Origin of the sequence: Synechococcus sp. HJ21-Hayes (assembly GCF_024345835.1) — a bacterium.
Lineage (GTDB): Bacteria > Cyanobacteriota > Cyanobacteriia > PCC-6307 > Cyanobiaceae > Vulcanococcus.
This window is the reverse complement of sequence record NZ_JAGQBW010000001.1, coordinates 105,302-127,992: the sequence shown is the minus strand read 5'-3', so window position 1 is coordinate 127,992 and position 22,691 is coordinate 105,302. Positions and strand designations below refer to the sequence as shown.

28 protein-coding genes and 1 tRNA gene are annotated in these 22,691 nt (G+C 63.7%); 21 read left to right on the top strand and 8 right to left on the bottom strand.

Annotated features, from left to right (window positions below; genetic code table 11):
• Positions 1-9 precede the first annotated feature (9 nt).
• On the top strand, positions 10-2,223 hold the full coding sequence (psaB, locus tag KBZ14_RS00800; protein WP_255116374.1) for a photosystem I core protein PsaB: 2,214 nt from the start codon (positions 10-12) through the stop codon (positions 2,221-2,223).
• A gap of 118 nt (positions 2,224-2,341) precedes the next feature.
• Here the strand turns inward: psaB and KBZ14_RS00795 are convergent, their stop codons facing one another.
• The 5 genes from KBZ14_RS00795 to KBZ14_RS00775 all read right to left on the bottom strand — a co-directional run bounded on the left by KBZ14_RS00795 (position 2,342) and on the right by KBZ14_RS00775 (position 5,723).
• The gene (locus KBZ14_RS00795) at positions 2,342-2,500 is read right to left on the bottom strand and encodes a hypothetical protein (RefSeq protein ID WP_255116373.1); all 159 of its coding nucleotides are present in this window, start codon (positions 2,498-2,500) and stop codon (positions 2,342-2,344) included.
• Positions 2,501-2,505: 5 nt separating this feature from the next.
• Positions 2,506-3,099, bottom strand: coding sequence for an L-threonylcarbamoyladenylate synthase (locus KBZ14_RS00790; RefSeq protein ID WP_255116372.1), 594 nt, complete (start codon positions 3,097-3,099; stop codon positions 2,506-2,508).
• A gap of 4 nt (positions 3,100-3,103) precedes the next feature.
• Entirely contained in the window at positions 3,104-3,991 is an 888-nt protein-coding gene (gene prmC / locus KBZ14_RS00785) for a peptide chain release factor N(5)-glutamine methyltransferase (RefSeq protein ID WP_255116371.1), read from the bottom strand.
• 25 nt (positions 3,992-4,016) lie between these two features.
• The gene (gene dprA / locus KBZ14_RS00780) at positions 4,017-5,183 is read right to left on the bottom strand and encodes a DNA-processing protein DprA (RefSeq protein WP_255116370.1); all 1,167 of its coding nucleotides are present in this window, start codon (positions 5,181-5,183) and stop codon (positions 4,017-4,019) included.
• Positions 5,184-5,273: 90 nt separating this feature from the next.
• On the bottom strand, positions 5,274-5,723 hold the full coding sequence (locus KBZ14_RS00775; protein WP_255116586.1) for an acyl-CoA thioesterase: 450 nt from the start codon (positions 5,721-5,723) through the stop codon (positions 5,274-5,276).
• A gap of 71 nt (positions 5,724-5,794) precedes the next feature.
• Between KBZ14_RS00775 and KBZ14_RS00770 the strand changes: the two genes are divergently transcribed.
• On the top strand, positions 5,795-6,646 hold the full coding sequence (locus KBZ14_RS00770) for a universal stress protein (protein ID WP_255116369.1): 852 nt from the start codon (positions 5,795-5,797) through the stop codon (positions 6,644-6,646).
• A gap of 132 nt (positions 6,647-6,778) precedes the next feature.
• Here KBZ14_RS00770 and psbM read toward each other — a convergent pair whose 3' ends face one another.
• Positions 6,779-6,883 carry a photosystem II reaction center protein PsbM gene (psbM, locus tag KBZ14_RS00765; protein ID WP_255116368.1) on the bottom strand — a complete coding sequence of 35 codons (105 nt, stop codon included), beginning with the start codon at positions 6,881-6,883 and terminating at the stop codon, positions 6,779-6,781.
• Between the two features lie 49 nt (positions 6,884-6,932).
• Positions 6,933-7,427: a 2Fe-2S iron-sulfur cluster-binding protein gene (locus KBZ14_RS00760; RefSeq protein WP_255116367.1), complete on the bottom strand. Its 495-nt coding sequence runs from the start codon at positions 7,425-7,427 to the stop codon at positions 6,933-6,935.
• Between the two features lie 269 nt (positions 7,428-7,696).
• Here KBZ14_RS00760 and psbB point away from each other — a divergent pair, with 269 nt between their 5' ends.
• The 13 genes from psbB to KBZ14_RS00695 all read left to right on the top strand — a co-directional run bounded on the left by psbB (position 7,697) and on the right by KBZ14_RS00695 (position 17,651).
• Positions 7,697-9,256: a photosystem II chlorophyll-binding protein CP47 gene (gene psbB, locus KBZ14_RS00755; protein ID WP_255116366.1), complete on the top strand. Its 1,560-nt coding sequence runs from the start codon at positions 7,697-7,699 to the stop codon at positions 9,254-9,256.
• 15 nt (positions 9,257-9,271) lie between these two features.
• Positions 9,272-9,367, top strand: a complete 96-nt coding sequence (locus tag KBZ14_RS00750; protein WP_010314684.1) for a photosystem II reaction center protein T — start codon at positions 9,272-9,274, stop codon at positions 9,365-9,367.
• A 187-nt stretch (positions 9,368-9,554) separates the two neighbouring features.
• Positions 9,555-10,034, top strand: coding sequence for a transcriptional regulator NrdR (nrdR, locus tag KBZ14_RS00745; protein WP_255116365.1), 480 nt, complete (start codon positions 9,555-9,557; stop codon positions 10,032-10,034).
• A gap of 111 nt (positions 10,035-10,145) precedes the next feature.
• On the top strand, positions 10,146-11,222 hold the full coding sequence (locus KBZ14_RS00740; protein ID WP_255116364.1) for a 30S ribosomal protein S1: 1,077 nt from the start codon (positions 10,146-10,148) through the stop codon (positions 11,220-11,222).
• Between the two features lie 16 nt (positions 11,223-11,238).
• The gene (locus tag KBZ14_RS00735) at positions 11,239-12,024 is read left to right on the top strand and encodes an HAD family hydrolase (RefSeq protein WP_255116363.1); all 786 of its coding nucleotides are present in this window, start codon (positions 11,239-11,241) and stop codon (positions 12,022-12,024) included.
• A gap of 30 nt (positions 12,025-12,054) precedes the next feature.
• Positions 12,055-13,323: a methionine adenosyltransferase gene (gene metK / locus KBZ14_RS00730; protein WP_255116362.1), complete on the top strand. Its 1,269-nt coding sequence runs from the start codon at positions 12,055-12,057 to the stop codon at positions 13,321-13,323.
• 51 nt (positions 13,324-13,374) lie between these two features.
• Positions 13,375-14,592, top strand: a complete 1,218-nt coding sequence (locus KBZ14_RS00725) for an FGGY-family carbohydrate kinase (RefSeq protein ID WP_255116361.1) — start codon at positions 13,375-13,377, stop codon at positions 14,590-14,592.
• 187 nt (positions 14,593-14,779) lie between these two features.
• Positions 14,780-15,049, top strand: coding sequence for a DUF2470 domain-containing protein (locus KBZ14_RS00720; protein ID WP_255116360.1), 270 nt, complete (start codon positions 14,780-14,782; stop codon positions 15,047-15,049).
• Between the two features lie 37 nt (positions 15,050-15,086).
• Positions 15,087-15,755 carry a ComF family protein gene (locus KBZ14_RS00715; protein ID WP_255116359.1) on the top strand — a complete coding sequence of 223 codons (669 nt, stop codon included), beginning with the start codon at positions 15,087-15,089 and terminating at the stop codon, positions 15,753-15,755.
• 30 nt (positions 15,756-15,785) lie between these two features.
• Positions 15,786-15,858, top strand: a tRNA-Phe gene (locus KBZ14_RS00710).
• Positions 15,859-15,896: 38 nt separating this feature from the next.
• Complete coding sequence (locus tag KBZ14_RS00705) at positions 15,897-16,133, top strand: hypothetical protein (protein ID WP_255116358.1); 237 nt, start codon at positions 15,897-15,899, stop codon at positions 16,131-16,133.
• A gap of 47 nt (positions 16,134-16,180) precedes the next feature.
• Positions 16,181-16,774 carry a chromophore lyase CpcT/CpeT gene (locus KBZ14_RS00700; protein ID WP_255116357.1) on the top strand — a complete coding sequence of 198 codons (594 nt, stop codon included), beginning with the start codon at positions 16,181-16,183 and terminating at the stop codon, positions 16,772-16,774.
• 130 nt (positions 16,775-16,904) lie between these two features.
• Entirely contained in the window at positions 16,905-17,651 is a 747-nt protein-coding gene (locus KBZ14_RS00695) for a phycobilisome rod-core linker polypeptide (protein ID WP_255116585.1), read from the top strand.
• Position 17,652: 1 nt separating this feature from the next.
• On the opposite strand, the gene KBZ14_RS00690 is transcribed toward KBZ14_RS00695, so the two are convergent.
• On the bottom strand, positions 17,653-18,051 hold the full coding sequence (locus KBZ14_RS00690) for a hypothetical protein (RefSeq protein WP_255116356.1): 399 nt from the start codon (positions 18,049-18,051) through the stop codon (positions 17,653-17,655).
• Between the two features lie 216 nt (positions 18,052-18,267).
• Between KBZ14_RS00690 and KBZ14_RS00685 the strand changes: the two genes are divergently transcribed.
• The 6 genes from KBZ14_RS00685 (at position 18,268) to KBZ14_RS00660 (ending at position 22,691) form a co-directional block, all read left to right on the top strand.
• Positions 18,268-19,113 (top strand): phycobilisome rod-core linker polypeptide, encoded by an 846-nt coding sequence (locus KBZ14_RS00685; RefSeq protein WP_255116355.1) that lies wholly within the window; start codon positions 18,268-18,270, stop codon positions 19,111-19,113.
• Positions 19,114-19,149: 36 nt separating this feature from the next.
• Complete coding sequence (locus KBZ14_RS00680) at positions 19,150-19,407, top strand: rod-capping linker protein CpcD domain-containing protein (RefSeq protein ID WP_255116354.1); 258 nt, start codon at positions 19,150-19,152, stop codon at positions 19,405-19,407.
• A gap of 413 nt (positions 19,408-19,820) precedes the next feature.
• On the top strand, positions 19,821-20,339 hold the full coding sequence (gene cpcB / locus KBZ14_RS00675; protein ID WP_255116353.1) for a C-phycocyanin subunit beta: 519 nt from the start codon (positions 19,821-19,823) through the stop codon (positions 20,337-20,339).
• Between the two features lie 97 nt (positions 20,340-20,436).
• A complete protein-coding gene (cpcA, locus tag KBZ14_RS00670) occupies positions 20,437-20,925 on the top strand; it encodes a C-phycocyanin subunit alpha (protein ID WP_255116352.1) in 489 nt (162 codons plus the stop codon).
• 354 nt (positions 20,926-21,279) lie between these two features.
• Positions 21,280-22,038 carry a phycobilisome rod-core linker polypeptide gene (locus tag KBZ14_RS00665; protein WP_255116351.1) on the top strand — a complete coding sequence of 253 codons (759 nt, stop codon included), beginning with the start codon at positions 21,280-21,282 and terminating at the stop codon, positions 22,036-22,038.
• A 68-nt stretch (positions 22,039-22,106) separates the two neighbouring features.
• On the top strand, positions 22,107-22,691 hold the full coding sequence (locus KBZ14_RS00660; RefSeq protein ID WP_255116350.1) for a hypothetical protein: 585 nt from the start codon (positions 22,107-22,109) through the stop codon (positions 22,689-22,691).

Below are 22,691 nucleotides of genomic sequence, written 5' to 3'. Positions count from 1 at the left end.
CCTCCCCCAATGGCAACGAAATTTCCTTCGTTCAGCCAGGGTCTGGCACAGGACCCGACAACCCGTCGTATTTGGTACGGGATCGCCACGGCTCACGACTTCGAGAGCCATGACGGAATGACGGAGGAGAAGCTTTACCAAAAGCTCTTCTCCACCCACTTCGGTCACCTCGCGATCATCGGCCTCTGGGTTTCGGGCAACCTGTTCCACGTCGCCTGGCAGGGCAACTTTGAGCAGTGGGTCGCCGATCCTCTGCATGTCCGTCCTATCGCTCACGCGATCTGGGATCCCCACTTCGGCCAAGGTGCCATCACCGCCTTCACCCAGGCTGGTGCCTCTTCCCCGGTGAACATTGCGTACTCCGGCGTGTACCACTGGTGGTACACCATCGGTATGCGCACCAACGCCGAGCTGTATCAGGGTTCCATCTTCATGATGATCCTGTCGGCCTGGGCCCTGTTCGCTGGCTGGCTCCACCTTCAGCCCAAGTTCCGGCCTTCCCTGGCCTGGTTCAAAAACGCTGAATCCCGTCTCAACCACCACCTGGCGGTTCTGTTCGGTTTCAGCTCCATTGCCTGGGCCGGTCACCTGGTCCACGTGGCTATTCCTGAGTCCCGTGGTCAGCACGTGGGTTGGGACAACTTCCTGAATGTGCTGCCTCACCCCGCTGGTCTGGCTCCGTTCTTCACCGGCAACTGGGGTGTGTATGCCCAGAACCCTGATTCCCTGAATCAAGTGTTCGGCACCGCCACCGGTTCCGGCACCGCGATCCTCACCTTCCTCGGTGGTTTCCACCCCCAGAGTGAAGCCCTGTGGCTCACGGACATCGCCCATCACCACCTGGCCATCGGTTGCATCTTTGTGATCGCCGGCCACATGTACCGCACCAACTTCGGTATCGGTCACTCGATCCGCGAGATCCTCGAAGCCCATAACCCCCCCAAGGGCACCCCTGGTGACCTGGGCGCTGGCCACAAGGGTCTCTACGACACCATCAACAACTCACTGCACTTCCAACTGGGTCTGGCTCTTGCCTCCCTTGGTGTGGTGACGAGCCTGGTGGCCCAGCACATGTATGCGATGCCTTCCTACGCGTTCATCGCGAAGGACTACACCACGCAAGCTGCGCTGTATACCCACCACCAGTACATCGCCATCTTCCTGATGTGCGGTGCCTTCGCTCACGGTGCGATCTTCTTCATCCGCGACTACGACCCTGAAGCCAACAAGAACAACGTTCTTGGTCGGATGCTTGAGCACAAGGAAGCCATCATCAGCCACCTGAGCTGGGTTTCCCTGTTCCTCGGTTTCCACACCCTGGGTCTCTACGTCCACAACGACGTTGTCGTGGCATTCGGTACCCCCGAGAAGCAGATCCTGGTGGAGCCTGTCTTTGCCCAGTTCGTCCAAGCTGCCAGCGGCAAGGCGATGTATGGCATGGATGTGTTGCTCTCCAACCCCAACAGTGCCGCCAGCCTGGCTTCTGCCAACATCGCCGGCGACCACTACTGGTTGGATGCGATCAACGGCAGCACCGAGCTGTTCCTGCCAATCGGTCCTGGTGATTTCCTCGTGCACCACGCCATCGCGCTGGGTCTGCACACCACCACCCTGATCTTGGTGAAGGGTGCCCTGGATGCCCGGGGTTCCAAGCTGATGCCCGACAAAAAGGACTTCGGCTACTCCTTCCCCTGCGACGGCCCCGGCCGTGGCGGTACCTGCGACATCTCAGCCTGGGACGCCTTCTATCTGGCTGTCTTCTGGGCCCTGAACACCGTGGGTTGGGTCACCTTCTACTGGCACTGGAAGCACCTCGCCATCTGGCAGGGCAACGTGGCTCAGTTCAACGAATCCAGCACCTACCTGATGGGCTGGTTCCGCGACTACCTGTGGCTCAACTCCTCTCAGCTGATCAACGGCTACAACCCGTTCGGCAGCAACAACCTGGCCGTCTGGTCTTGGATGTTCCTGTTCGGTCACCTGATCTGGGCCACTGGCTTCATGTTCCTGATCTCCTGGCGCGGTTACTGGCAGGAACTGATCGAGACCATCGTCTGGGCGCATCAGCGCACCCCGCTCGCCAACCTGGTGGGCTGGCGCGATAAGCCCGTGGCTCTCTCGATCGTTCAGGCCCGTGTGGTTGGTCTGGCTCACTTCACGGTGGGCTACTTCGTGACCTACGCCGCCTTCCTGATCGCTTCCACCTCTGGCAAGTTCGGCTGATCGGCTCAGCCCTTGCCCCTCGAGGGACGACTCAAGCCTCCGGCCTCGGCCGGGGGCTTTTTTATGACCGGTAATGACACGCGAGCCTTCTCTCCCCGACTTTGTTGTCGCTGTGCCGTTAGCGCTTGGCCTGGGTTCCGCCGGCCAGTACCCAGGCCACCAGTCCCAGCAGGAGCCAGGGCAGCCAGCTCAGCTCAAACACAGCGGTGGCGGCCCGCAGGAGCGGTTCCATCAGCCAGTGGTGCAGGCCCAACAGAACCAGCAGCAGCAGGCTCATCCAGATCATGGTGCGGGTGCGCCGGGCAGCTCGGGCATCACAGCACCAGGGCGCAGAAGCTGCCAGGCGCCGGTATCGCTCCAGGCCATCACCGTGCTTGCCACACCAGCCGCTTCCGGCCAGGGCACGGGTGCCAGCAGCGGCACCCCCGGAAACGACCGGGCTGCAGTAATGGCCTCAAGGCAAGGGGCCTCCCCGGAGCGATTGGCGCTGGTGGTGGCCAGGGGCCCGCTCAGCTCCAATAGCTCCAGGGCCTGTCGGCACTGCGGCACCCGCAGCCCCAGGCTCGTGCCGCCGGGATGAAGCTGCTCCAGCACGGTTCCTCTGGCTGGCAGCACAAGGGTGAGGGCACCAGGCCAGTGGATCTTGGCCAGGTCTTTCCAGGCCTGTTCCACAACGCTGCCGAGGAGGCAGAACAGCTCTTCGGGATCGGATCCCATCAGGATCACTGGCTTGTGCGCTGGCCGCCCTTTGAGCTCCCACAGTTGCGCTGCGGCCTCCGGACGGGCCGCCAAGGCGGGCAAGGTGTCGGTGGGGAATAGGGCCGGCCCTCCATTGCGCAGGCTCAGGGCCAAGGGCTCGGCTTCCAGAATCGGCATCGCTCTAGACATGGCTGGCTCGCTGGGCACTGGCGAAGCGGAGGGTGCCCTCCAGGTCTGCGTGGTTCTGGATGTTGATCAGACCTGCTTGGGCGAGCAACTGGCCCACGGCCTGGCTCTGGTCGTGGTGGTGTTCCATCAACAGCCAGCCGCCTGGGGCGAGGGCCTGCCGGGCGCCGCTGGCGATGGTGCGAATGGCATCGAGGCCATCGCCGCCTCCATCCAGGGCGAGACTGGGCTCGTGGTTGCGCACGACTGCTTCCAATTCTTGCCACACCGCGGTGGGGACATAGGGCGGATTGGAGAGCACCAGTTGGAGTTGGCCCCATTGAGCCTGTAGGGGCTCCCACCAGCTGCCCTGGTGCAGGCTCACTCGTTTGCTGAGCTGGTGTTGCTCAAGGTTGATTGCAGCCTGCGTTAGTGCTGCTTCTGATGCATCCACGGCGTAGCCACGGCTCTTGGGTAGGGCACGGGCCATCGCAACGGCAAGACAGCCTGAGCCTGTGCCCAGATCGGCCCAGGGGGAGGAAGGGGCGTTTTCCCCGCCTTGGGCGTGTTCAAGGGCTAACTCCACGAGAAGCTCCGTTTCTTGGCGTGGAATCAGCACGCCAGGGCCAACCTGCAACTCCAGGTCCCGCCAGGGACAGACCCCCACCAGATATTGCAGCGGGGTTTGATGCAGGCGGTGATGGCGCCAGAGCTCTTCCAGCTCCGGGAGGCTGCACCTCAGCGTGACGCTCTGATCAGGTTTGAGCCGCAGCTGCTGCAGCAAGGTCCAGCGCACTCCTCCTGCCAGGTCAAGCAGCCAGTCGAGATCGCTGGGGTTGCCACCGTCCTGGAGCTGGTGGCGCCGCCAGGCCAGGAGGGCATCACTGCGCAACAGGGTTGGCATTTCCTAACCCTAGGCACTGATCTGTTCAGCAGGGCCGCCACCACAGGCCCGGTTCCGCGCGCAGCAGGCCGGCCAGTTCCAGTTGCAGCAATCGCTTCGACAGCACTCCCGGTGTTTGGCGGAGGCGCTCGCAGAGTTGCTCCAGGGACGCCCCACGGCCGAGGGCCGCCAGCAGGGCCGCCTCCCGCAACTGCAGGTTGCCCGCTGCTGCGGGCGTGGGCGGGCTGCGCTGCTGGCCTTGCTGGAGCAGTGGCCCCGGCCCTAACTCCTTGATCAGATCGGCTGGGTCCAGTAGGGCTGTGGCGCCTTGTTGTAGCAGCCGGTTGCTGCCGGAGGCCGACACCTTGCCGGCATCGGCCGGCACCACCCAAACCGGCAAGCCGTGATCCCAGGCCAGGCGCGCCGAGTGCAGGGCGCCACTGGCGGTTGGGCACTCCACCACCACCACCGCCTTGGCCAGGGCCACCTGCAGGCGGTTGCGGGCGGCAAAGTGGCCCGGCTGCACGGCTGCGCCCGCTGGAAGTTCGCTCACTAAGAGTCCCTGGCGTGCCACGCGCTGTTGCAGGTCCTCGTGGTGGCGCGGGTACACCCGCTCCAGGGGCGTGCCCAGCACGGCCACAGGGCGGCCATGGCGCTCCAGGCAGCCGGAGTGGGCGGCTGCATCAATGCCCTCGGCCAGGCCGCTCACCACCGGCCACCCCGCTTCCGCCAGGGCTTGGCCGATGGCTCTGGCCATCATTTCCCCATGGCGGGAGGGGCGGCGCGTTCCCACCACGGCAACGGCCTGTTGCTTTCGCAGACGGGGCCAGAGGCTCCCATTGCCTTGCCAGTACAGCTGCAGGGGTGGACGTTCGAGTGTTCGTATGGCGTCCGGCAGCGCCCGATCATTGGGGAGTAGGCAACGCCGCCGGTGCCATTGGAGCCGTGCCGCGGCAGTGAGCGGCTGGGGTAACGGTGTCTGGCCCCAGCGTTGGCGATAGGCCTCCAAGGTGGCCAGGCCCTTGGGGCCCAGGCCCGTGGCGGCCTTTAGATCGCGCAGATCCGCGCCCCACGCCTGCTCTAGAGAGCTGAACTGGTCGCGCAGGCCTTGCAGCCGCGTCCAACCGATGCCGGGACATTCACACCAAACCCGCTGCCACAGCCGCTCGCGCTCGCGCAGATCGGCTTCTTGATTTGGGTTTCCCACAGCCATGCCCGCAAAGGGCGCAAACAGCAGATCCCCCATGGGTCACACCGCCCCTGATATCACTGGTTCAGATGTACCATAGGCGCTGGTCGGGGTTCAGCCTCTCGGGCCCTGTTGTAGGTGTGTCACGGCCGCCATCAGGTCGTCTGGCAGGTGGCGGAGCAGTCGCCGCTGTTGGCCGCCCCCGCTCATCTCCACTAGCACCAGCTCCACCCTGGCTTCGGCGGCCACGGAGCCATTCGGGGCGATGAAGCGGCTGTGCCAGGGCAGCCTCACCCCTTGGCGCGGCAGCACCTGGCTCTGGAGCACCACCAGGTCACCGTGCTGCAGCGCCTGTTTGTAGCTCAGGTTCAGCCCCACCACAGGCAGTTCCAGCCCCCGCGCTGAGAGATCGGCGTAGGCCAGGCCAGCTGCCGCCAGCGCCTCCACCCTCGCCTCTTCCAGCCAGGCCAGATAGGCCCCGTGCCACATCACTCCGGCGTGATCGGTGTGCTGCGGCAGCACACGGCGTTTCAGGGCCCAAGTGTGGGCTTGTTGATGCTCCATCACGGTGTGCGTTTCGAAAGCCAAGGGGCCCGCTGATCGGCCATAGGCTGCCGGAGCGCGTTGCCAGTGCTGTGTTCCGCAACCTTCTGATCGCCGATTCCGGAAAGGGTCATGTTGAGGAGATGGTCCGCATGCTGCGGGACATCCCTGCCGTGAAGCAGGCCCGGATCAATCTCCTGCACGTGGTGCCGGAGCAGGCAGGGGAGAACTTCACGGAGCACTCCCAGAAGGCGGCCGGGATTGTGGCGGAAGCGGTGCAGCGACTCGGGCTCAGCCCCACCGACGTGAACGCGATCATTCGCCAGGGCGACACCAAGCAAACCGTGCTGAAGGTGGCCGATGAGCTCAACGTCGACCTGATCGTGATGGGCTCCCGCGGCCTGGGTCGGTTGCAGTCGATCCTGAGCAACAGTGCCAGCCAGTACGTCTTCCAGCTCTCCACTAGGCCGATGTTGCTGGTGCGCGATGACCTCTACGTCCGTCATGTCAACCGGGTGATGGTCACCATTGACGGCACCGGCGTGGGCGATGACGCTCTGCGCCTGGCCTGTGAGATGGTGCGTGATATCCCCGGTGGCAGCCTCCTGGGGATTCACGTGAGCCGTCAGGACATCACCCCCTCCCGCGGTGGCAAATCACCGGCCGATGAGGTGCTGGAGAAGGCCGTGCAGCGGGCCCGGTCCTTTGGGGTGGAGATGGCGGCCCTTCACAGCACGGGCGATGTTGGCCGCGGGGTGTGTGCGGCTGCGGCGGAGCACAAGGCCGACCTGCTCGTGATCGCCTCCCAGGATCGGCGCCCGCTGGTGGCCAAGAGCTTGGTGGACATCGACCGCCTGCTTGGTTCCTCAGTGAGCGACTACATCCGCGTGCATGCTCCGGCGCCCGTGTTGCTCGTGCGTGAACCCGAGGCGCGCAGCCGCTGATCGTGGCAGCCGTAGGAGGAGTGCCGGTTTCCGGCCAGCAAAAAAGGCGCCCATTGGGGCGCCTTGCTACTGGGCAGGCCTCTGAGAGGACTAAAGAGGTCGCCCTCTCAGAGGCCGATGAGCTGGGGAAGATCAGCTCTGACGGCTGTTGGTCTGGATGTAGAGCACCAGCAGAAACACCGTCGGAACCAGCACGAACATCAGGCTGGCAACAAAGCCGAGATCGTTGGTTTCCATCGCAAGTGTCTTGAGCTAGCTGACCGTATCACCAGCGATCGGGCTGAGATCAGCCCTCTTCACCGCTCGTTGTGGTTTCTTGGCGTCCACCAAGCCCTTCCTCGGCCGTTGCAGCTCCCTCGCTGATGGCTGCATCGTCTTCTGCGGTGGGCTCCTCGCTCATGGGCCAGGCGGTGGGGCCGGCTGGCAGCGCTGCGGCCTTTGCCGTTGCGATCTTGGCCTCAGCATCCGCAAAGCCCACTTGCGGCCGGGTGAGCACAAGCACAGAGTGCTGCACCAGCGCCTGGCAGGCCAGGCGCCAGCTCTCGGGGCGCCGCCGCAGCTTCTGCTCCTCCACACCGGTGCGACCACTCAGGCTGCCCGGGGAGCTCTCGCCCACCACGTCCACAAAGCAGGTGATGCACTGGCCGCAGCCCCCGCAGTTGCCCAGCTTTCCCTTCAACCCATAGAGCTCCACGCCCTCCCGCAGGGCCACCTCTCGCAGGTTCTCGCCCGGGTAGCACTCCACATCGACTCCTTCGCGCACGAAACGGATCACGGGCATGGCGGCCAGGTGTGGAGAACCCTTTCATTCTGAGGGGCAGGGTTGCGTTTTGTAACCGCGTCCGAGGGTCGCTGATGTCCCTGGCCTGCGGGCCACAGGGCCGGCCCCGTCACGGCTCGTTTCAGCTCTGCGGCGATCGAATCGGTCGGCTTGCCGAAACCCTTACCATCGCCAGCACGGATCGAGCCTTCAATGGACTCGGTCGTGCTGCTATCCGCCCCCGGGTTCTCCGGTTCGGATAGCTGGTTGTTTCCCCGGACCTAACCCCCATGGGATTGCCCTGGTATCGGGTGCACACGGTCGTTATCAACGACCCGGGCCGACTGTTGGCCGTGCACCTCATGCACACCGCTCTGGTAGCCGGCTGGGCCGGCTCCATGGCCCTCTACGAGCTGGCCATCTTCGATCCCTCCGACCCGGTGCTCAACCCCATGTGGCGCCAGGGCATGTTCGTGATGCCGTTCATGGCCCGCTTGGGCGTGACCGGTAGCTGGGGCGGCTGGAGCATCACCGGTGAGACCGGTGTTGATCCCGGCTTCTGGAGTTTCGAAGGTGTGGCTGCTGCCCACATCATTTTCAGCGGCCTGCTCTTCTTGGCCGCGATTTGGCACTGGACCTACTGGGATCTCGAGATCTGGCAGGACCCTCGCACCGGCGAGCCTGCCCTCGACCTCCCCAAGATCTTTGGCATCCACCTGCTGCTGGCAGGCCTTGGCTGCTTCGGCTTCGGTGCTTTCCACCTCACGGGCGTGTTCGGACCCGGGATGTGGGTCTCAGACCCTTACGGCGTCACGGGCCACCTTGAGGCGGTGCAGCCGTCCTGGGGGCCTGAAGGCTTCAACCCCTTCAATCCGGGCGGCATCGTGGCTCACCACATTGCCGCCGGCATCGTGGGCATCATTGCTGGCATCTTCCACATCACCACCCGTCCGCCGGAGCGCCTCTACAAGGCCCTGCGCATGGGCAACATCGAGACGGTGCTCTCCAGCGCCATCGCCGCCGTGTTCTTCGCCGCCTTCATCGTGGCCGGAACCATGTGGTATGGCGCAGCGGCTACTCCGGTTGAGCTGTTTGGCCCCACCCGCTACCAGTGGGACCAGGGCTACTTCAAGACCGAGATCAACCGTCGTGTGCAGACCGCTCTTGACAACGGTGCCACCAAGGAGCAGGCCTACGCCTCCATTCCCGAAAAGCTGGCCTTCTACGACTACGTGGGCAACAGCCCAGCCAAGGGCGGTCTGTTCCGGGTTGGCCCGATGGTGAATGGCGATGGTCTGCCCACGGGTTGGCTGGGTCACATTTCCTTTACCGATAAGGAAGGCCGGGATCTGCAGGTGCGTCGTCTGCCCAACTTCTTCGAGAACTTCCCTGTGGTTCTCGAGGACAGCCAAGGCATCGTTCGTGCCGACATCCCCTTCCGTCGCGCTGAAGCGAAGTATTCCTTCGAGCAGACCGGCGTCACGGCCACCGTGTATGGCGGTGCCCTCAACGGCACCACCTACACCGATCCAGCTGATGTGAAGCGCCTTGCCCGCAAGGCCCAGCTGGGCGAAGCCTTCGAGTTCGATCGCGAGACGTACCACTCCGACGGCACCTTCCGCAGCTCCCCCCGCGGCTGGTTCACCTTCGGTCACGCCACCTTCGCCCTGCTGTTCTTCTTCGGCCACATCTGGCACGGTGCCCGCACCCTCTACCGCGATGTGTTTGCCGGTATTGATCCAGACCTCGGCGAACAAGTGGAGTTCGGTCTGTTCCAGAAACTGGGCGACCGTTCGACCCGTCGCCTGCCTGAGGGCTATGTGCCCCCGGCTGGATCCACCCTCAGCTGATCCCAGGAGCAACCCATGGAAAGCTTTGCTTACATCCTGATCCTGGCTCTGGCCATCTCCACCTTGTTCTTCGCGATTGCGTTCCGCGATCCCCCGAAAATCGGTAAGTGAGTTGGTGCAGCCGATTCCGGCTGCCGATGTTCTCAGCCCCCGCCTTGGCGGGGGCTTTTTTGTGGCCTGGGACGCGGTCGAGAAGGGGCCCGCGTCCATCGCCTCGGGAGATCCATTGCGGCAGAGGGCTTCTCAATCGGCAAATCACTGTCTACACTTGTTTTATCTCTGAGGCAGTTAATCGGGCATGCAATGCCCCTCTTGCCAGCACACTGACAGCCGCGTGCTGGAGTCGCGTTCTGCCGACTCCGGGCGCAGTGTTCGCCGTCGCCGTGAATGCCTCCATTGCGACTTTCGTTTCACCACCTACGAGCGCGTGGAAACCGTGCCTATCACCGTGGTGAAGCGCAATGGCAGCCGCGAAGCCTTCAGTCGCGGCAAATTGCTGCACGGCCTCTTGCGTGCCTGTGAAAAGACGGGCCTAGAGCCCAGCCGCCTCGAAGGCGTGGTGGATGAGCTGGAGCTCCAGCTGCAGGGCCGCAGCGGCCGAGAAGTGAGCAGTAACGACATCGGTGAGCTTGTGCTGCAGCAGCTCAGTGAAATGAGCGAAGTGGCCTACGTGCGATTTGCCTCGGTGTATCGCCAGTTCCAGGGCATCAGTGATTTTGTCTCCACGCTGGAGGGCCTGAGCCGGCGCCCGGGCTCCACGTTCGCTGCAGTGGGCTGAGAGCGGGATTTCGGCCCACACTCCTTTGTATAGTCGTGGATTCCCTGTCAACTGTCGGCGGACGGTGACGGGGTTCCTCTCGCACTGCCCTGGGCAGTCCGCCAGCTCTCCATGACCGTGACCCCTTCCGACGTCAACGCCAGCGAGATCGATCTCGCCGTTGACGCTGCAGCCCACCAAGACTTCGGCGCCGAGGCTGCCGAGTTCGATCTGAGCATTCCGGAAGAGGTGCCCAGCGCCGATGACCCCAGCAGCCGTGCCGCGGCTCGCGACATCGACGGCGTGGGTTTCACTCTGGACGAGTTCGCGTCGCTGCTGAGCAAGTACGACTACAACTTCAAGCCCGGCGACGTGGTGAAGGGCACCGTGTTCGCCATGGAGCCGAAGGGCGCCATGATCGACATCGGCGCCAAGACCGCTGCCTTCATGCCCATGCAGGAGGTGTCGATCAACCGCGTGGAGAGCATCTCCGACGTGCTCGAGCCCGGTGAGGTGCGCGAGTTCTTCATCCTCAGTGAGGAGAACGAAGACGGCCAGCTCACCCTCTCGATCCGCCGGATTGAGTACCAGCGGGCCTGGGAGCGGGTGCGTCAGCTGCAGAAGGAAGACGCCACCATCTACTCCGAGGTGTTCGCCACCAACCGTGGTGGTGCCCTGGTGCGGGTGGAAGGCCTGCGCGGCTTCATCCCCGGCAGCCACATCAGCACCCGCAAGCCCAAGGAAGATCTGGTGGCCGACTTCCTTCCCCTCAAGTTCCTGGAGGTGGACGAGGAGCGCAACCGCCTGGTGCTCAGCCATCGCCGCGCCCTGGTGGAGCGCAAGATGAACCGCCTCGAGGTGGGCGAAGTGGTGATCGGCACCGTTCGCGGCATCAAGCCCTACGGCGCCTTCATCGACATCGGCGGCGTGAGCGGCCTGCTGCACATCTCCGAGATCAGCCACGAGCACATCGAGACACCCCACACGGTGCTCAACGTGAATGACCAGATGAAGGTCATGATCATCGATCTCGATGCCGAGCGCGGTCGCATCTCGCTGTCCACCAAGGCCCTCGAGCCCGAACCCGGCGACATGCTCACGGATCCCCAGAAGGTGTTCGAGAAGGCCGAGGAGATGGCCGCCCGTTACAAGCAGATGCTGCTTGAGCAGGCCGAAGAGAACGAGCCCATGGGCGTCACCCTCGACTGACCTCTGGGACCTTCCCATGCCACAGCTGCAGCTTCGCGGCACGGGTCTCGGTGATGTGGAGGCGGTGCTGTTCGACAAGGACGGCACCCTCAGCATCAGCGAACCCCAGCTCATCACCCTGGCTGCGGCCAGGGTTTTTCTTTGTCTGGAGCAGGTGGAGCTGGCCCTGAGGCCAGCCCTGCGGGACTTGCTGGAGCGGGCCTACGGCATCAACGCGGCCAGTGATGCCATCCACCCCGCCGGGATCACTGCGGTGGCCAGCCGCGATCACAACCTGATCGCTACCGCCACGGCCCTGGCGCAGGTGGGCCTGGGTTGGCCTGAGGCCCTGGCCTTGAGTGAGCAGGTGTTTGCCCAGGCCGATCAGGCCGATGCCCGCCGTGCCGCTGCGGGGGAAATGCGAGGCACCAGTGCCACCACGGAGGGTTTGCTGCCCTGGCTGGAGCAGCTGCGGGCCGCCGGTATCACCTGCGCTGTGATCAGCAACGACGACATCGCGGGGATCGAGCATTTCCTGGCCAGCCATGCGCTTGAGCCCTATTTCGCTGGGTTCTGGAGCGCCGAGCACCGGCCCCGCAAGCCGGACCCTGCCGCCGTGCATGGCCTGTGTGCCCAGCTGGGGGTGGCGGTGGCCCGCTGTGCCCTGATCGGTGATGCCAACAGCGACCTGCGGATGGCCGTGGCGGCGGGCATCCCCCACCAGCTCTCCCTGGGGTACACCGCTGCCTGGAGCACCACACCAGCCTTGGCCGAACCCCATCCCCGCATCCATCACTGGAGTGAGCTGTCCATCGGCGAATAAGGTTGGGGGCTATCTCCACGCCAAGAGGGAATGAGCAGCCCCACCGGTTCGGTATCCCGATACGTCTTCACCTCTGAATCGGTGACCGAAGGGCATCCCGACAAGATCTGTGATCAGGTGAGCGATGCGGTGCTGGATGCCCTTCTGGCCCAGGATCCCGCCTCCCGGGTGGCCTGCGAAACCGTGGTCAACACGGGCCTGTGCCTGATCACTGGTGAAGTCACCACCACCGCCCGGGTGGACTTCAACACCCTGGTGCGGGGCGTGATCAATCGGATCGGCTATGCCGGCGCCCGTGCTGGTGGTTTCGATGCCAACAGCTGCGCCGTGCTGGTGGCCCTGGATCAGCAGTCGCCCGATATCGCCCAGGGGGTGAACGAGGCCGACGACCACGACGGCGACCCGCTGGATCTGGTGGGGGCCGGCGACCAGGGGATCATGTTCGGCTACGCCTGCAACGAGACGCCCGAACTGATGCCGCTGCCCATCAGCCTGGCTCATCGGCTGGCCCGCCGCCTGGCGGAAGTGCGCCACAACGGCAGCCTCGACTACCTGTTGCCCGACGGCAAGACCCAGGTGAGTGTCGTGTATGAGAACGATGTGCCCGTGGCCATCGACACGATCCTGATTTCCACCCAGCACACCGCCGACATTGACGGCATCTCGGAAGAGAAGGCCATGCGGGAGCGCATCGCCGCCGACCTCTGGACTCACGTGGTGGAACCCGCCACGGAGGATCTGGATCTCAAGCCCAGCAAGGCCGACACCCGCTTCCTGGTGAACCCCACCGGCAAGTTTGTGGTGGGTGGCCCCCAGGGGGATGCCGGCCTCACCGGCCGCAAGATCATCGTGGATACCTACGGCGGCTATGCCCGCCATGGCGGTGGTGCCTTCTCCGGCAAAGACCCCACCAAGGTGGATCGCTCCGCCGCCTACGCCGCCCGCTACGTGGCCAAGGCTCTTGTGGCTGCTGCCCTGGCTAAGAAGGTGGAAGTGCAACTGAGCTACGCCATCGGTGTGGCTAAGCCCGTGAGCATCTTGGTGGAGAGCTTCGGCACCGGCGCCATCAGCAACGCCGACCTCACGGCCCTGGTGCAGGAGCATTTCGACCTGCGTCCCGGCGCCATCATTGAGATCTTCGGTCTGCGCAACCTGCCCCAGCAGCGGGGCGGCCGCTTCTATCAGGACGTGGCGGCCTACGGCCATTTCGGCCGCAGTGATCTGAACCTCCCCTGGGAGGATGTGGCCGCCATGGCCGCCACCCTCCAACAGGCCACGGCAGCGCGCGTCGCCGCCTGAAGCCCGCTGCGCCCGCCCCTCGCCCTCGGCATTGATCTGGGAACCAGCGGCTTGCGGCTGGCCGTGCTCGATGCTGCCGGTGCGCTCGTGGCGGAGCAGGCCAGTGGCTACCCGGCCGCGTTTGAGGATCCCCGCGGCTGGCGCTCGGGTTTGATCGCTCTGTGTGGACGATTGCCCGCCGAGCTGCGCAGCCAGGTGGGTGCCGTGGCCATCGATGGCACCTCCGGCACCCTGCTGCTCTGCCACGAGGATGGCACCCTGCTACCCGGGGTGTTGGCTCAGGCGCTGCCGTATCACCGGGCCTGCCCCCACCAGGCGGCGGCTGCGGCACGACTCACCGGTCAGGCGGTGGGCGCTGGTCCGGCGGCCAGTGCCAGTGGCAGCCTCGCCAGGGCCCTCATGCTGCTGGCCATGGATCCAGGGCCGTGCCTGCTGCGGCACCAGGCCGACTGGTTGATGGGCTGGTTGCTGGGCGATTGGCGCTGGGGGGAGGAGGGCAACAACCTGCGTCTGGGCTGGGATCTTCAGAAGTGTTGCTGGAGCGGCTCCATAGCGGATCAGCCCTGGAGTGGCGGGCTGCCGCAGGTGCGCTCCAGTGGCGAGCGGCTGGGCACCCTGGCGGCGGCGTCCGCCCGGGCCCTGGGGCTGCCGGCCAGTTGTCAGGTGGTGGCGGGTAGCACCGATGCCAATGCCGCTGTGCTGGCCGCCGATGCCCAGCCCGGCGATGGTGTGGCGGTGCTGGGCACCACCCTCGTGCTCAAGCAGTTCTGCCCCCAGCCCATCACTGGGCCAGGCATCAGTTGCCACCGGGTGGCGGGTCAGTGGCTGGTGGGGGGCGCCTCCAATGCCGGGGCCGGGGTGCTGCGCCGCTGGTTCACCGATGGCCAGATCGCCGAGCTCAGTCGCCAGATCGATCCGCGCCGCCCCACGGGCCTGGCCCTGCGCCCTCTGCCCGGCCCTGGTGAGCGCTTCCCCGTGGATGATCCAGCCCTGCAACCTCAGTTGGAACCCCGGCCGGTGAGCGATGCCCTCTACCTACAGGGACTGCTGGAGGGGCTGGCGGAGATCGAGCGTGCCGGCTGGCAGCGGTTGGCCGAGCTGGGTGCTCCGCCGATCCGGCGCGTGATCAGCCTGGGGGGCGGGGCCCGCAATCCCCAGTGGCGGCTGATGCGCCAGCGGGTGCTGGGGCTGCCAGTGCTGAACCGCCCCCAGCTCACGGCCGCCCAGGGTATGGCCAGACTGGCTGGCACAGCCCTGAGGTGCCCATGAACAACAGCTTGCGCTCCTGGATCTCCATGCTGATTTTTGTGGTGCTCGCTGGATACGTGAGCTTCAGTGCCATCCGCCTGGGCCTGCTGCTGTGGCAGCGCTTTGCCGCCGGCTAGCCAGCGCCGCCCAGCCAGGCCGCTGAATGGGCCCAGACCCCTCAGAATTGCCGCACCCGCGATCGCAACCCATGGCCGCCGACCCCCTCACTCCTGCTGTGAGCGATCGGATCTGCAAGCACATGAACGACGACCATGCCTCGGCGGTGCTGGCCTATGCCCGTCACTACGGCGGTGTCGCGGCTCCCGCCATGGCGCGGATGGTGGCGGTGGGCCCGGAGGCCATGCAGCTGGAGGTGGATGGCCAGCGGGTGGATGTGGCCTTCGACCACACCCTCAGCGATAGCGAGGATGCCCACCGCACCCTGGTGGCGATGCTGCGGGCCATGCCCCAGACCTGAGCGGGCGGGGAATGCTCAGGCCAGTCCCTGGATGGCCATGTTCCAAACCCTCCTGCGGGGTACCCTCGCCCTGATCAGCACCGGTCGTTGCCCGCTCTGCAGTGGCGCCGTACCGGCCGATGCATCCAGTCAGCGGCTGTGTGAGTCCTGCCGCGAGCGCTTGGCCCTCAGCACTGGCGGCTTGCAGGGAGATCAGCCCCTGCTCTGGTGTGCCTTGGCCCCGTACGGCGGTCCGCTGCGGGGCCTGCTGCTGGCGCAACGGCCGCGGCCGGTCCCGAGCGTGATGGAGGGCTTGGCCGCTGAGCTCCTGGATTGCTGTAGCAGTGCCATCGCCGGTGGGCTGCTGGTGCCGATTCCCAGCTGGAAACGGGCGGCCAACCCGTTGCCCCAGCTGATTGCCAAAGCCTTGGCCACGCTGTCTGGCGGGCGGGTCGCGGTGTCCGGCGAGCTGTTGCAGCGCAGTCGTCCCACCGTGGGCCAGCACCATCTGAACCGCACCCTGCGTCTGCGCAATCAGCTGGGCTCCTTCCAGTGCGTTCGCCAGTCGCGTCCGGTGCTGGCGGGCCTGCGCCGCCGTGGGCTCTGGCTGGTGGACGACATCCTCACCACGGGGGCCACGGCCCAGGCGGCTGCCTTGGTCCTGGAAGCGGAGGGGCTGCGGGTGGAGGGCCTGCTCTGTTTGGCCCGAACCCCGGCCCCCTCGTGATCTAAGATCTCGATGTCGCGCTAGCGACGGGCCGGGATAGCTCAGTTGGTAGAGCAGGCGATTGAAAATCGCCGTGTCCCCAGTTCAAATCTGGGTCCTGGCATTGATTAGTGTTGCAGTCCGCTGAACTGCAGCTCCTCCATGCCCCTGCCGATTCCCGATAAGCCTGGGCAGGTGTTCGATAACGCCGATAGCTTCGGGATGGTGTTCGATGAAGCCTGGCAGCGCCATGAATCCACCAGTCCCAACCACGGCTTGAGCACCGAGGAGAAGAAACTGTTGATGCTCCAGGCCTGCGGTGAGCACCCCTTCATGCTCAGCAGTCCAGCCATGGCCACCCAGGTGGCCGATTTCCGTATCCGTTTGCTGGGCCTCTGAGCGGGGCTGCCCATAGGATCCGGCCTCTCCCCACCATCCCTGAGGCGATGTCCAGCCCCCTCGCTCGCCTGCTGCGCCAGTTGAGCGCCGGCTTCAGCAACCAGCACCAGGCTTTCGAGAACCCTCCGCTCTACGCCCATATCCTGGTGAAGTTCCGGCCGCTGCCCCAGCTGGTGCCAGGGTCGCTGCTGTTGGAGCAGACCTACGCCATCACGCCAGGGGTTCCCTATCGCATTCGGGTGCTGCGGGTTGAGCAGCAGGAGCAGAGCCTGGTGATCCACAACCAGGCCCTCCACGATGAGCAGCGCTTCTGGGGCGCGGTGCAGGACGACGAGAAGCGCGCCCTGATCACAGCGGCCGATCTCAAGCCCCTGGAGGGTTGCGCCTATGTGGTGCGTGAAACCGCCGATGGCTTCAACGGCGAAGTGGAGCCAGGTTGCCGCTGCCTGGTGGAGCGCAAAGGGGCTACCTCCTATCTGGTGAGCAGCTTTGAGCTCAGTGCCCATGGCATGCGCACCATCGATCGCGGCCACGATCCCACCACCCATGAACAGCTGTGGGGATCGCTGGCGGGGCCCTTTGAATTTGAGCGCACCGAGGATTACAGCCATGAGCTTCCTGTTCACTGGCTGTCCGCCTGATCTCCGCAGATCCTTTGCACAACGTTGCAGTGCTTTACGCCAGCCGTGAAGCTCTGTGCGATGTTGGCGCCCTAGGGGTTTCTGCCTAAATCCCTTTTCTATGGTCGGCGAGCTTTTTTCTGCTGCCGTTATGGCATTGCCGCTGCTGGCCACCAAGCCGATCACCCAGAACGCCCGGGTGAACAACTTCGCCATTGGCGGTGATGAAGCCCCGCGCACCCTGGTGGCTGTGGATGAAGTGATCGAGCGGGCTTACCGCCAGATCTTCTTCCATGCCTTCAAGGTGGATCGTGAGCCGATGCTGGAGATGCAGCTGCGCAACGGCACGATCACCACCCGTGATTTCGTGCGCGGCTTGCTGCTCTCGCGCAAGTTCAGCGAGGGCTTCTATCGCTGCAACAGCAACTACCGCGTGGTGGAGCAGGTGGTGGGCCGGGTGCTGGGCCGTGAGGTGCACGGCAACCAGGAGCGCATCGCCTGGTCGATCGTGATCGCCAACCAGGGGCTTGAGGGCTTTGTGGATGCCCTGCTCGAATCGCCCGAATACATGGAGGCCTTCGGCACGGATGAGGTGCCCTATCAGCGCTCCCGGGTGCTGGCCGGCCATGCCAAGGCTCAACTGCCCTTCAACCAGAAGGCTCCCCGCTATGACGCCTACTGGCGTGAGATCAGCGCCAAGCGTGCTCCCGCCAACCCCTATGCCGGTGGTGGTGCCCAGTTCAGCGGTGGTCAGATGTCTCCTGCCTGGGTTGGCGGTCAGCCCCCCAAGTTGGCGCAGACCCTCTGGCTGGCCCTGGCTGGCGTGGGTGCCCTGGAACTGGTGCGCGTGCTGGTGGCCACCGCCGGGGCCATGCTGAGCACCGGGTCGGCCGGCTGATTCAGGCGCTCAGCTCATCCATAAAGGGCTGTTCCTCTTCGTCTGGGAAGGGGTTCAGCTCCAACTCCAGCTCAGGCTCCTCGCTGGAGGGGGCTGGTGGTTGGCGGTGTTCTTCCGTCCTGGGCGGGAAGGGGTGCACCTGGGCGCTGGGGTGCTGCTCGTTTAAGAGCTCCTCTAAGCGGGCGATGCGCTCTTCGGTATGGGCCAGGATTTCGCTCGATTCCAGGCTGGCAGGGTCGTCGGCCAGGTTGGTGCCCAGGTCACCGATCTGCTGCTCCAAACTCGCCAGCCGTTCCTCCAACTCCAGCAGCCGCAGGGTGAGGGTTTCGCCCACCTGGCTGAGGGCCTGGAGCTGCTCGCTGATCCGTTGCTGCAGCGAGGCGGAAGACGCAGCTGACATCCCTCGGGCCGATTGGATTTGGGCGGATGGTATCGGCGCGGGGCCCAGGCGCCAGGCCTGCTTTTTGTAACGTTTCTGAAAGCCGGTGTTCGGCGGCAAATGGGCCCCATTGGATCCGGCTCTGGCACCAACAGCGCAGGTTGCCCCTCGGTGCGGCATCTCCCTCGGTGCTGCCCTTGCTCCTCCCCTGGCCCGCAAGCCCGCCCCTGAAGTCCCATGACTCTCGCCAACGCTGCCTACCTGGGCATCGAGCGTTACGCCAACAACCGCGTCAACGAAAACTGGATGTCCGCTTCGTCGGACGACAAAGCAGCTGTGATCCGTGCTGTGTATCAGCAGGTTCTCGGCAACCAGTACGTGATGGCCAGTGAGCGGCTCGAAGGTCCTGAGTCGCTGTTCAAGCGCGGCTACCTGAGCGTGCGCGAGCTCGTGCGCCAGGTGGCCAAGAGCGGTCTGTATCGCAAGCGCTTCTTCGAGAGCAGCAATCCCTACCGCTTCATCGAGCTCAACTTCAAGCATCTGCTGGGCCGCGCGCCCCAGAACAAGGCAGAGATGCTGCACCACTTCACGATCCTGCAGGAGCAGGGCTACGACGCTGAGATCGATTCCTATCTCGACAGCGCCGAGTATCAGGATCGCTTCGGCGAAGAGGGTGTGCCCTATCTCCACGGCTGGAATTACTCCGTGGGTCAGCAGGGACTGCAGTTCTCCTACATGCTGCAACTGGCCTGTGGTGCCGCCGCCTCCGTTAAGGGCGACATCCTCAAGAACCAGTCGCGCCTGAATCGCGCGGTGCATGCCGAGCAGCCCATGCCCGTTGTGGCTCCTGGCTCCAAGGCCGCCGGTTTCCGCAAGGTCGCCAGCGATGGCGTCACCCGTCAGGGTGTGGGTTCCGGAGAAGAGGGCCGCACCTTCCGCATGGAGATTACCGGCTTCAACAACTTCCGCCTGCACAAGCGCAGCAATCGTGTGCGCTTCATCCCCTTCAACAAGCTGCTCGAGTACCAGCAGCAGATCCACCGCGAAGGCGGCCGGGTCGCCAGTGTCACTCCGGTCAACTGACCGGAGCCTTCTTTCCTCGTTACCCCCGTAGCTCTGATGAAGGTTTCTGCAGGCAATCGCGGCACCAGCCTCAGCAATGACCGTCAGGTGACATTCACCGTGACCAGCATCGCCAACAACGACTACTCCCGCACGGCGGATGTGGTCATGAATGTGCCTTACACCCGGATGAACGAAACCATGCGCATGGTGCAGCGCATGGGTGGCAAGATCACTGGCATTCACGTCAGCGGCGGCATTGACACCAATGCCCCCAAGGCTGCGGCTCCGGCCAAGGCTGCTAAGAAGAAGTAAGCGGGCCAAGGCCCCGATCGTGCCCTCGCCCCCCTCTTGCAGGGGGCCTTTTCATGGCTGCGTGCTGGGCAGGAGGGATCTGGGACAGGCGGGGAAGGGGGTGTGCTACTGCCCGCGCTGTTCTCTGGGGTACAAAAGGCCCCCAAGAGCCCCGATTCGTTCTGTTTTACAACCAGCTCTCATCCTGCAGAAGCCTTGCGGTGCAGGCGATCTGCCGCCGCGAATGACTGTTTGTTAAGCGCTGCTGATGGGGGGCATAGGTAGGGTCGACAATATGTGGGCCAAGCGGTGAGGCGGACTTCGGCCTGCTCGCGCGATTTGGTCCCGTGAACCCCTGGTAGCTGCCGCTGCCGGCAGGGCGCACATTCCCCTCTTCACCCTTCCCGACTTCAGTCGAGAACAGGAGCTAATCAATGTTCGACGCCTTCACCAAGGTCGTTGCTCAGGCTGATGCCCGCGGCGAATTCCTGAACGCTGGTCAAATCGATGCCCTCGCCGCCATGGTGGCTGAGAGCAACAAGCGTATGGATGCCGTGAACCGCATCACCTCCAACGCTTCCAAGATCGTCACCAGCGCTGCTCGCGATCTGTTCGATCAGCAGCCTGCGCTGATCGCTCCCGGCGGCAACGCTTACACCCACCGTCGCATGGCTGCTTGCCTGCGCGACATGGAGATCGTTCTCCGCTACATCACCTACGCCGCCTTCACCGGTGACGCGTCCGTGCTGGAAGATCGCTGCCTGAACGGCCTGCGTGAGACCTACCTGGCCCTGGGCGTTCCTGGCGCTTCCGTGGCTGAAGGCATCCGCAAGATGAAGGACGCCGCCATCTCGATCGCCAACGATCGCAACGGCATCACCCAGGGCGACTGCTCCGCTCTGATGAGCGAGATCGGCACCTACTTCGATCGCGCTGCTGCTGCTGTCGCCTGAGGCGACCAGCGCTAGCTGATCCCTGGCTGTTGCATGGGCCACTGGCTGTTGCAACAGCCCCCTGATTTAGGTCCACCCTTCTTCTTCTCTTCGAACAATGAAGACCCCTCTCACCGAAGCCGTAGCAGCCGCTGATTCCCAGGGCCGCTTCCTGAGCAACACCGAGCTGAACGCCGCTTTCGGTCGTTTCGAGCGCGCCAAGAACGCCCTCGAGGCTGCCAAGGCCCTCACCGCCAACGCTGACTCGCTGGTGAACGGTGCTGCCCAGGCCGTTTACAACAAGTTCCCCTACACCACCCAGATGCAGGGCAGCAACTACGCCTCCGACGCGCGCGGTAAGGCCAAGTGTGCCCGTGACATCGGCTACTACCTGCGTCAGGTGACCTACTGCCTGGTTGCTGGTGGCACCGGCCCCATCGACGAGTACCTGATCGCTGGTCTCGACGAGATCAACCGTGCGTTCGAACTGTCCCCCTCCTGGTACGTGGAGGCCCTGAACTACATCAAGGCCAACCACGGCATCTCCGGCGACCCCGGCGTGATTGCCAACAACTACATCGACTACGCAATCAGCGCCCTCGTCTGAATCCAGACCAAGCGTTGCTATCCACGTAGATCTTCTCTTTGGCCCCTAACGGGGCCTTTTTATTTGCCTGGTGCTAGCCCTTGATAGGTATGGGATTCGACCAAGGAAGGCCGAAGCAAGCCCTGGGTTAGGAGAGGGAAGCGAAAACACCGTCTAGCCAATCCAGGGGTAAAAGCCAACCCAGCTACTTGCTTCTGGCCGTACCCAAACGCCCAAGCCTGCGAGTCGCAGCCCCAAGCGAGGAGGGAGTTAGCAGCTGGCCAGATCAACAGAAGTAAAGCTAGATGTCGATTCACTTTGACGGGTCTGATGCAGCTTGCAGGAGTTGGATAATCAAACAAAATACATGCTCCGATGGCCCTTCCGCTTCTTGCGACCCAGCTGCTGACCATGAACGCGCGGGTGAACAGCTTTCAGCTACCCGGCGGTCAGGACAGCCGTGAGTTCAAGTCCGGAACTGGTCAGCTCAGTGGCAACGGAAACTTTGAGAGCCAGATTGCTCAGGCCTACAAACAGATCTTCTTTCACGCCTTCAAAGTCGACCGGGAGCCAGCGCTTGAGTCGCAGCTGCAGAACGGCCAGATCACGATGCGAGATTTCATTCGGGGTCTACTACTATCTCGAAAGTTCCGGGATGATTTCTACCGCTGCAACAGCAACTACCGCATGGTTGAGCAGGTAGTGAACCGAGTCCTAGGACGTCCTGTACACGGCAATCAAGAGCGGCTCGCCTTCTCCATCATGATCGCCCAGCATGGTCTCGGAGCATTTGTTGATTCACTCCTGGATTCGGAAGAATACATGGATACATTTGGATATAATACCGTTCCCTTTCAAAGGTCACGGATTTTACCCGGCCAAGCCCTGGGCACCATGCCCTTCAACCAGCAGGCGCCCCGCTACGACAGCATCTGGAGGGACAAAATGGCCAAGCGAGCTCCAGCCAAGGTGCTCTGGCAAGACGCCATCAGCCAACGACCGGCCTGGCTCGCCGACGCCCCCGCACCATGGGCTCGCAAGCTCTGGCAAAATACTGTGACAGCCGGTGGTTTTGTGATCACAGGACTCGTGCTCTGGATTGCAGCTGCCATGCTGAGCACTGGAGCACAATAAAATGGGACTCGCATTAATAAACTGCCTCCAACAATTGAGCAATGGATTCACCGTCAATCACGGCAATGATGGGCTCAACTGATGGCCGAAGCGATTACTCTTACTGTCATCGTTGGGAAAGTGAGCTGGATGAAGATCTTCTTCCCTCAAAGAGAATTGCAATGAGCGATCCCCTTAGTCAGCTCAATGCTCTTATCAGCTCCCATCAAGGCCAAGACGAAGTTACCCCTGACGCCAGTCAGCCCGGATTTCGGATTTCCGTAAATCCTCATAATCTTGAGCTATGGAGATTAGAGTATAGGAAAATTGCTGGGAAGGGAGGAAATCTCCTATTGGCCTGCTTGAGTTCCACTGGACCCCTTGAAGACACCTCGCTAGGTTGGGTTGTAGGAGCAGCAATTCGTCCTGCCTCTGTAAACAGTCAAGAAGATTGCAAGGTGCTCTTGCAAGCTCTTGGTCTAAGCTCAGACCTGATAAAGTCTGTTCTACTAAACTGCCCAGGTATTGCCGGAAAAGTAGCATGGGCGCTTTACTTAGAACGTCACGGCCATCTGGTTGCCACGCCCGTGCTCGATCAGGATCCAGACTCTAACGATATCAAACTTCAAGTCACCGTACGCACCGATGACATGAAGCGGCTTAACCGAGAATGA

What these genes read in the sequence shown, in the direction of transcription:
- psaB (WP_255116374.1), top strand. Translation starts at nt 10, where the DNA reads ATGGCAACGAAATTTCCTTCGTTCAGCCAGGGTCTGGCACAGGACCCG.
- KBZ14_RS00795 (WP_255116373.1), bottom strand. Translation starts at nt 2,500, where the DNA reads ATGAGCCTGCTGCTGCTGGTTCTGTTGGGCCTGCACCACTGGCTGATG.
- KBZ14_RS00790 (WP_255116372.1), bottom strand. Translation starts at nt 3,099, where the DNA reads ATGCCGATTCTGGAAGCCGAGCCCTTGGCCCTGAGCCTGCGCAATGGA.
- prmC (WP_255116371.1), bottom strand. Translation starts at nt 3,991, where the DNA reads ATGCCAACCCTGTTGCGCAGTGATGCCCTCCTGGCCTGGCGGCGCCAC.
- dprA (WP_255116370.1), bottom strand. Translation starts at nt 5,183, where the DNA reads ATGGCTGTGGGAAACCCAAATCAAGAAGCCGATCTGCGCGAGCGCGAG.
- KBZ14_RS00775 (WP_255116586.1), bottom strand. Translation starts at nt 5,723, where the DNA reads ATGGAGCATCAACAAGCCCACACTTGGGCCCTGAAACGCCGTGTGCTG.
- psbM (WP_255116368.1), bottom strand. Translation starts at nt 6,883, where the DNA reads ATGGAAACCAACGATCTCGGCTTTGTTGCCAGCCTGATGTTCGTGCTG.
- KBZ14_RS00760 (WP_255116367.1), bottom strand. Translation starts at nt 7,427, where the DNA reads ATGCCCGTGATCCGTTTCGTGCGCGAAGGAGTCGATGTGGAGTGCTAC.
- psbB (WP_255116366.1), top strand. Translation starts at nt 7,697, where the DNA reads ATGGGATTGCCCTGGTATCGGGTGCACACGGTCGTTATCAACGACCCG.
- KBZ14_RS00750 (WP_010314684.1), top strand. Translation starts at nt 9,272, where the DNA reads ATGGAAAGCTTTGCTTACATCCTGATCCTGGCTCTGGCCATCTCCACC.
- nrdR (WP_255116365.1), top strand. Translation starts at nt 9,555, where the DNA reads ATGCAATGCCCCTCTTGCCAGCACACTGACAGCCGCGTGCTGGAGTCG.
- KBZ14_RS00740 (WP_255116364.1), top strand. Translation starts at nt 10,146, where the DNA reads ATGACCGTGACCCCTTCCGACGTCAACGCCAGCGAGATCGATCTCGCC.
- KBZ14_RS00735 (WP_255116363.1), top strand. Translation starts at nt 11,239, where the DNA reads ATGCCACAGCTGCAGCTTCGCGGCACGGGTCTCGGTGATGTGGAGGCG.
- metK (WP_255116362.1), top strand. Translation starts at nt 12,055, where the DNA reads ATGAGCAGCCCCACCGGTTCGGTATCCCGATACGTCTTCACCTCTGAA.
- KBZ14_RS00720 (WP_255116360.1), top strand. Translation starts at nt 14,780, where the DNA reads ATGGCCGCCGACCCCCTCACTCCTGCTGTGAGCGATCGGATCTGCAAG.
- KBZ14_RS00715 (WP_255116359.1), top strand. Translation starts at nt 15,087, where the DNA reads ATGTTCCAAACCCTCCTGCGGGGTACCCTCGCCCTGATCAGCACCGGT.
- KBZ14_RS00705 (WP_255116358.1), top strand. Translation starts at nt 15,897, where the DNA reads ATGCCCCTGCCGATTCCCGATAAGCCTGGGCAGGTGTTCGATAACGCC.
- KBZ14_RS00700 (WP_255116357.1), top strand. Translation starts at nt 16,181, where the DNA reads ATGTCCAGCCCCCTCGCTCGCCTGCTGCGCCAGTTGAGCGCCGGCTTC.
- KBZ14_RS00695 (WP_255116585.1), top strand. Translation starts at nt 16,905, where the DNA reads ATGGCATTGCCGCTGCTGGCCACCAAGCCGATCACCCAGAACGCCCGG.
- KBZ14_RS00690 (WP_255116356.1), bottom strand. Translation starts at nt 18,051, where the DNA reads ATGTCAGCTGCGTCTTCCGCCTCGCTGCAGCAACGGATCAGCGAGCAG.
- KBZ14_RS00685 (WP_255116355.1), top strand. Translation starts at nt 18,268, where the DNA reads ATGACTCTCGCCAACGCTGCCTACCTGGGCATCGAGCGTTACGCCAAC.
- KBZ14_RS00680 (WP_255116354.1), top strand. Translation starts at nt 19,150, where the DNA reads ATGAAGGTTTCTGCAGGCAATCGCGGCACCAGCCTCAGCAATGACCGT.
- cpcB (WP_255116353.1), top strand. Translation starts at nt 19,821, where the DNA reads ATGTTCGACGCCTTCACCAAGGTCGTTGCTCAGGCTGATGCCCGCGGC.
- cpcA (WP_255116352.1), top strand. Translation starts at nt 20,437, where the DNA reads ATGAAGACCCCTCTCACCGAAGCCGTAGCAGCCGCTGATTCCCAGGGC.
- KBZ14_RS00665 (WP_255116351.1), top strand. Translation starts at nt 21,280, where the DNA reads ATGGCCCTTCCGCTTCTTGCGACCCAGCTGCTGACCATGAACGCGCGG.
- KBZ14_RS00660 (WP_255116350.1), top strand. Translation starts at nt 22,107, where the DNA reads ATGGGCTCAACTGATGGCCGAAGCGATTACTCTTACTGTCATCGTTGG.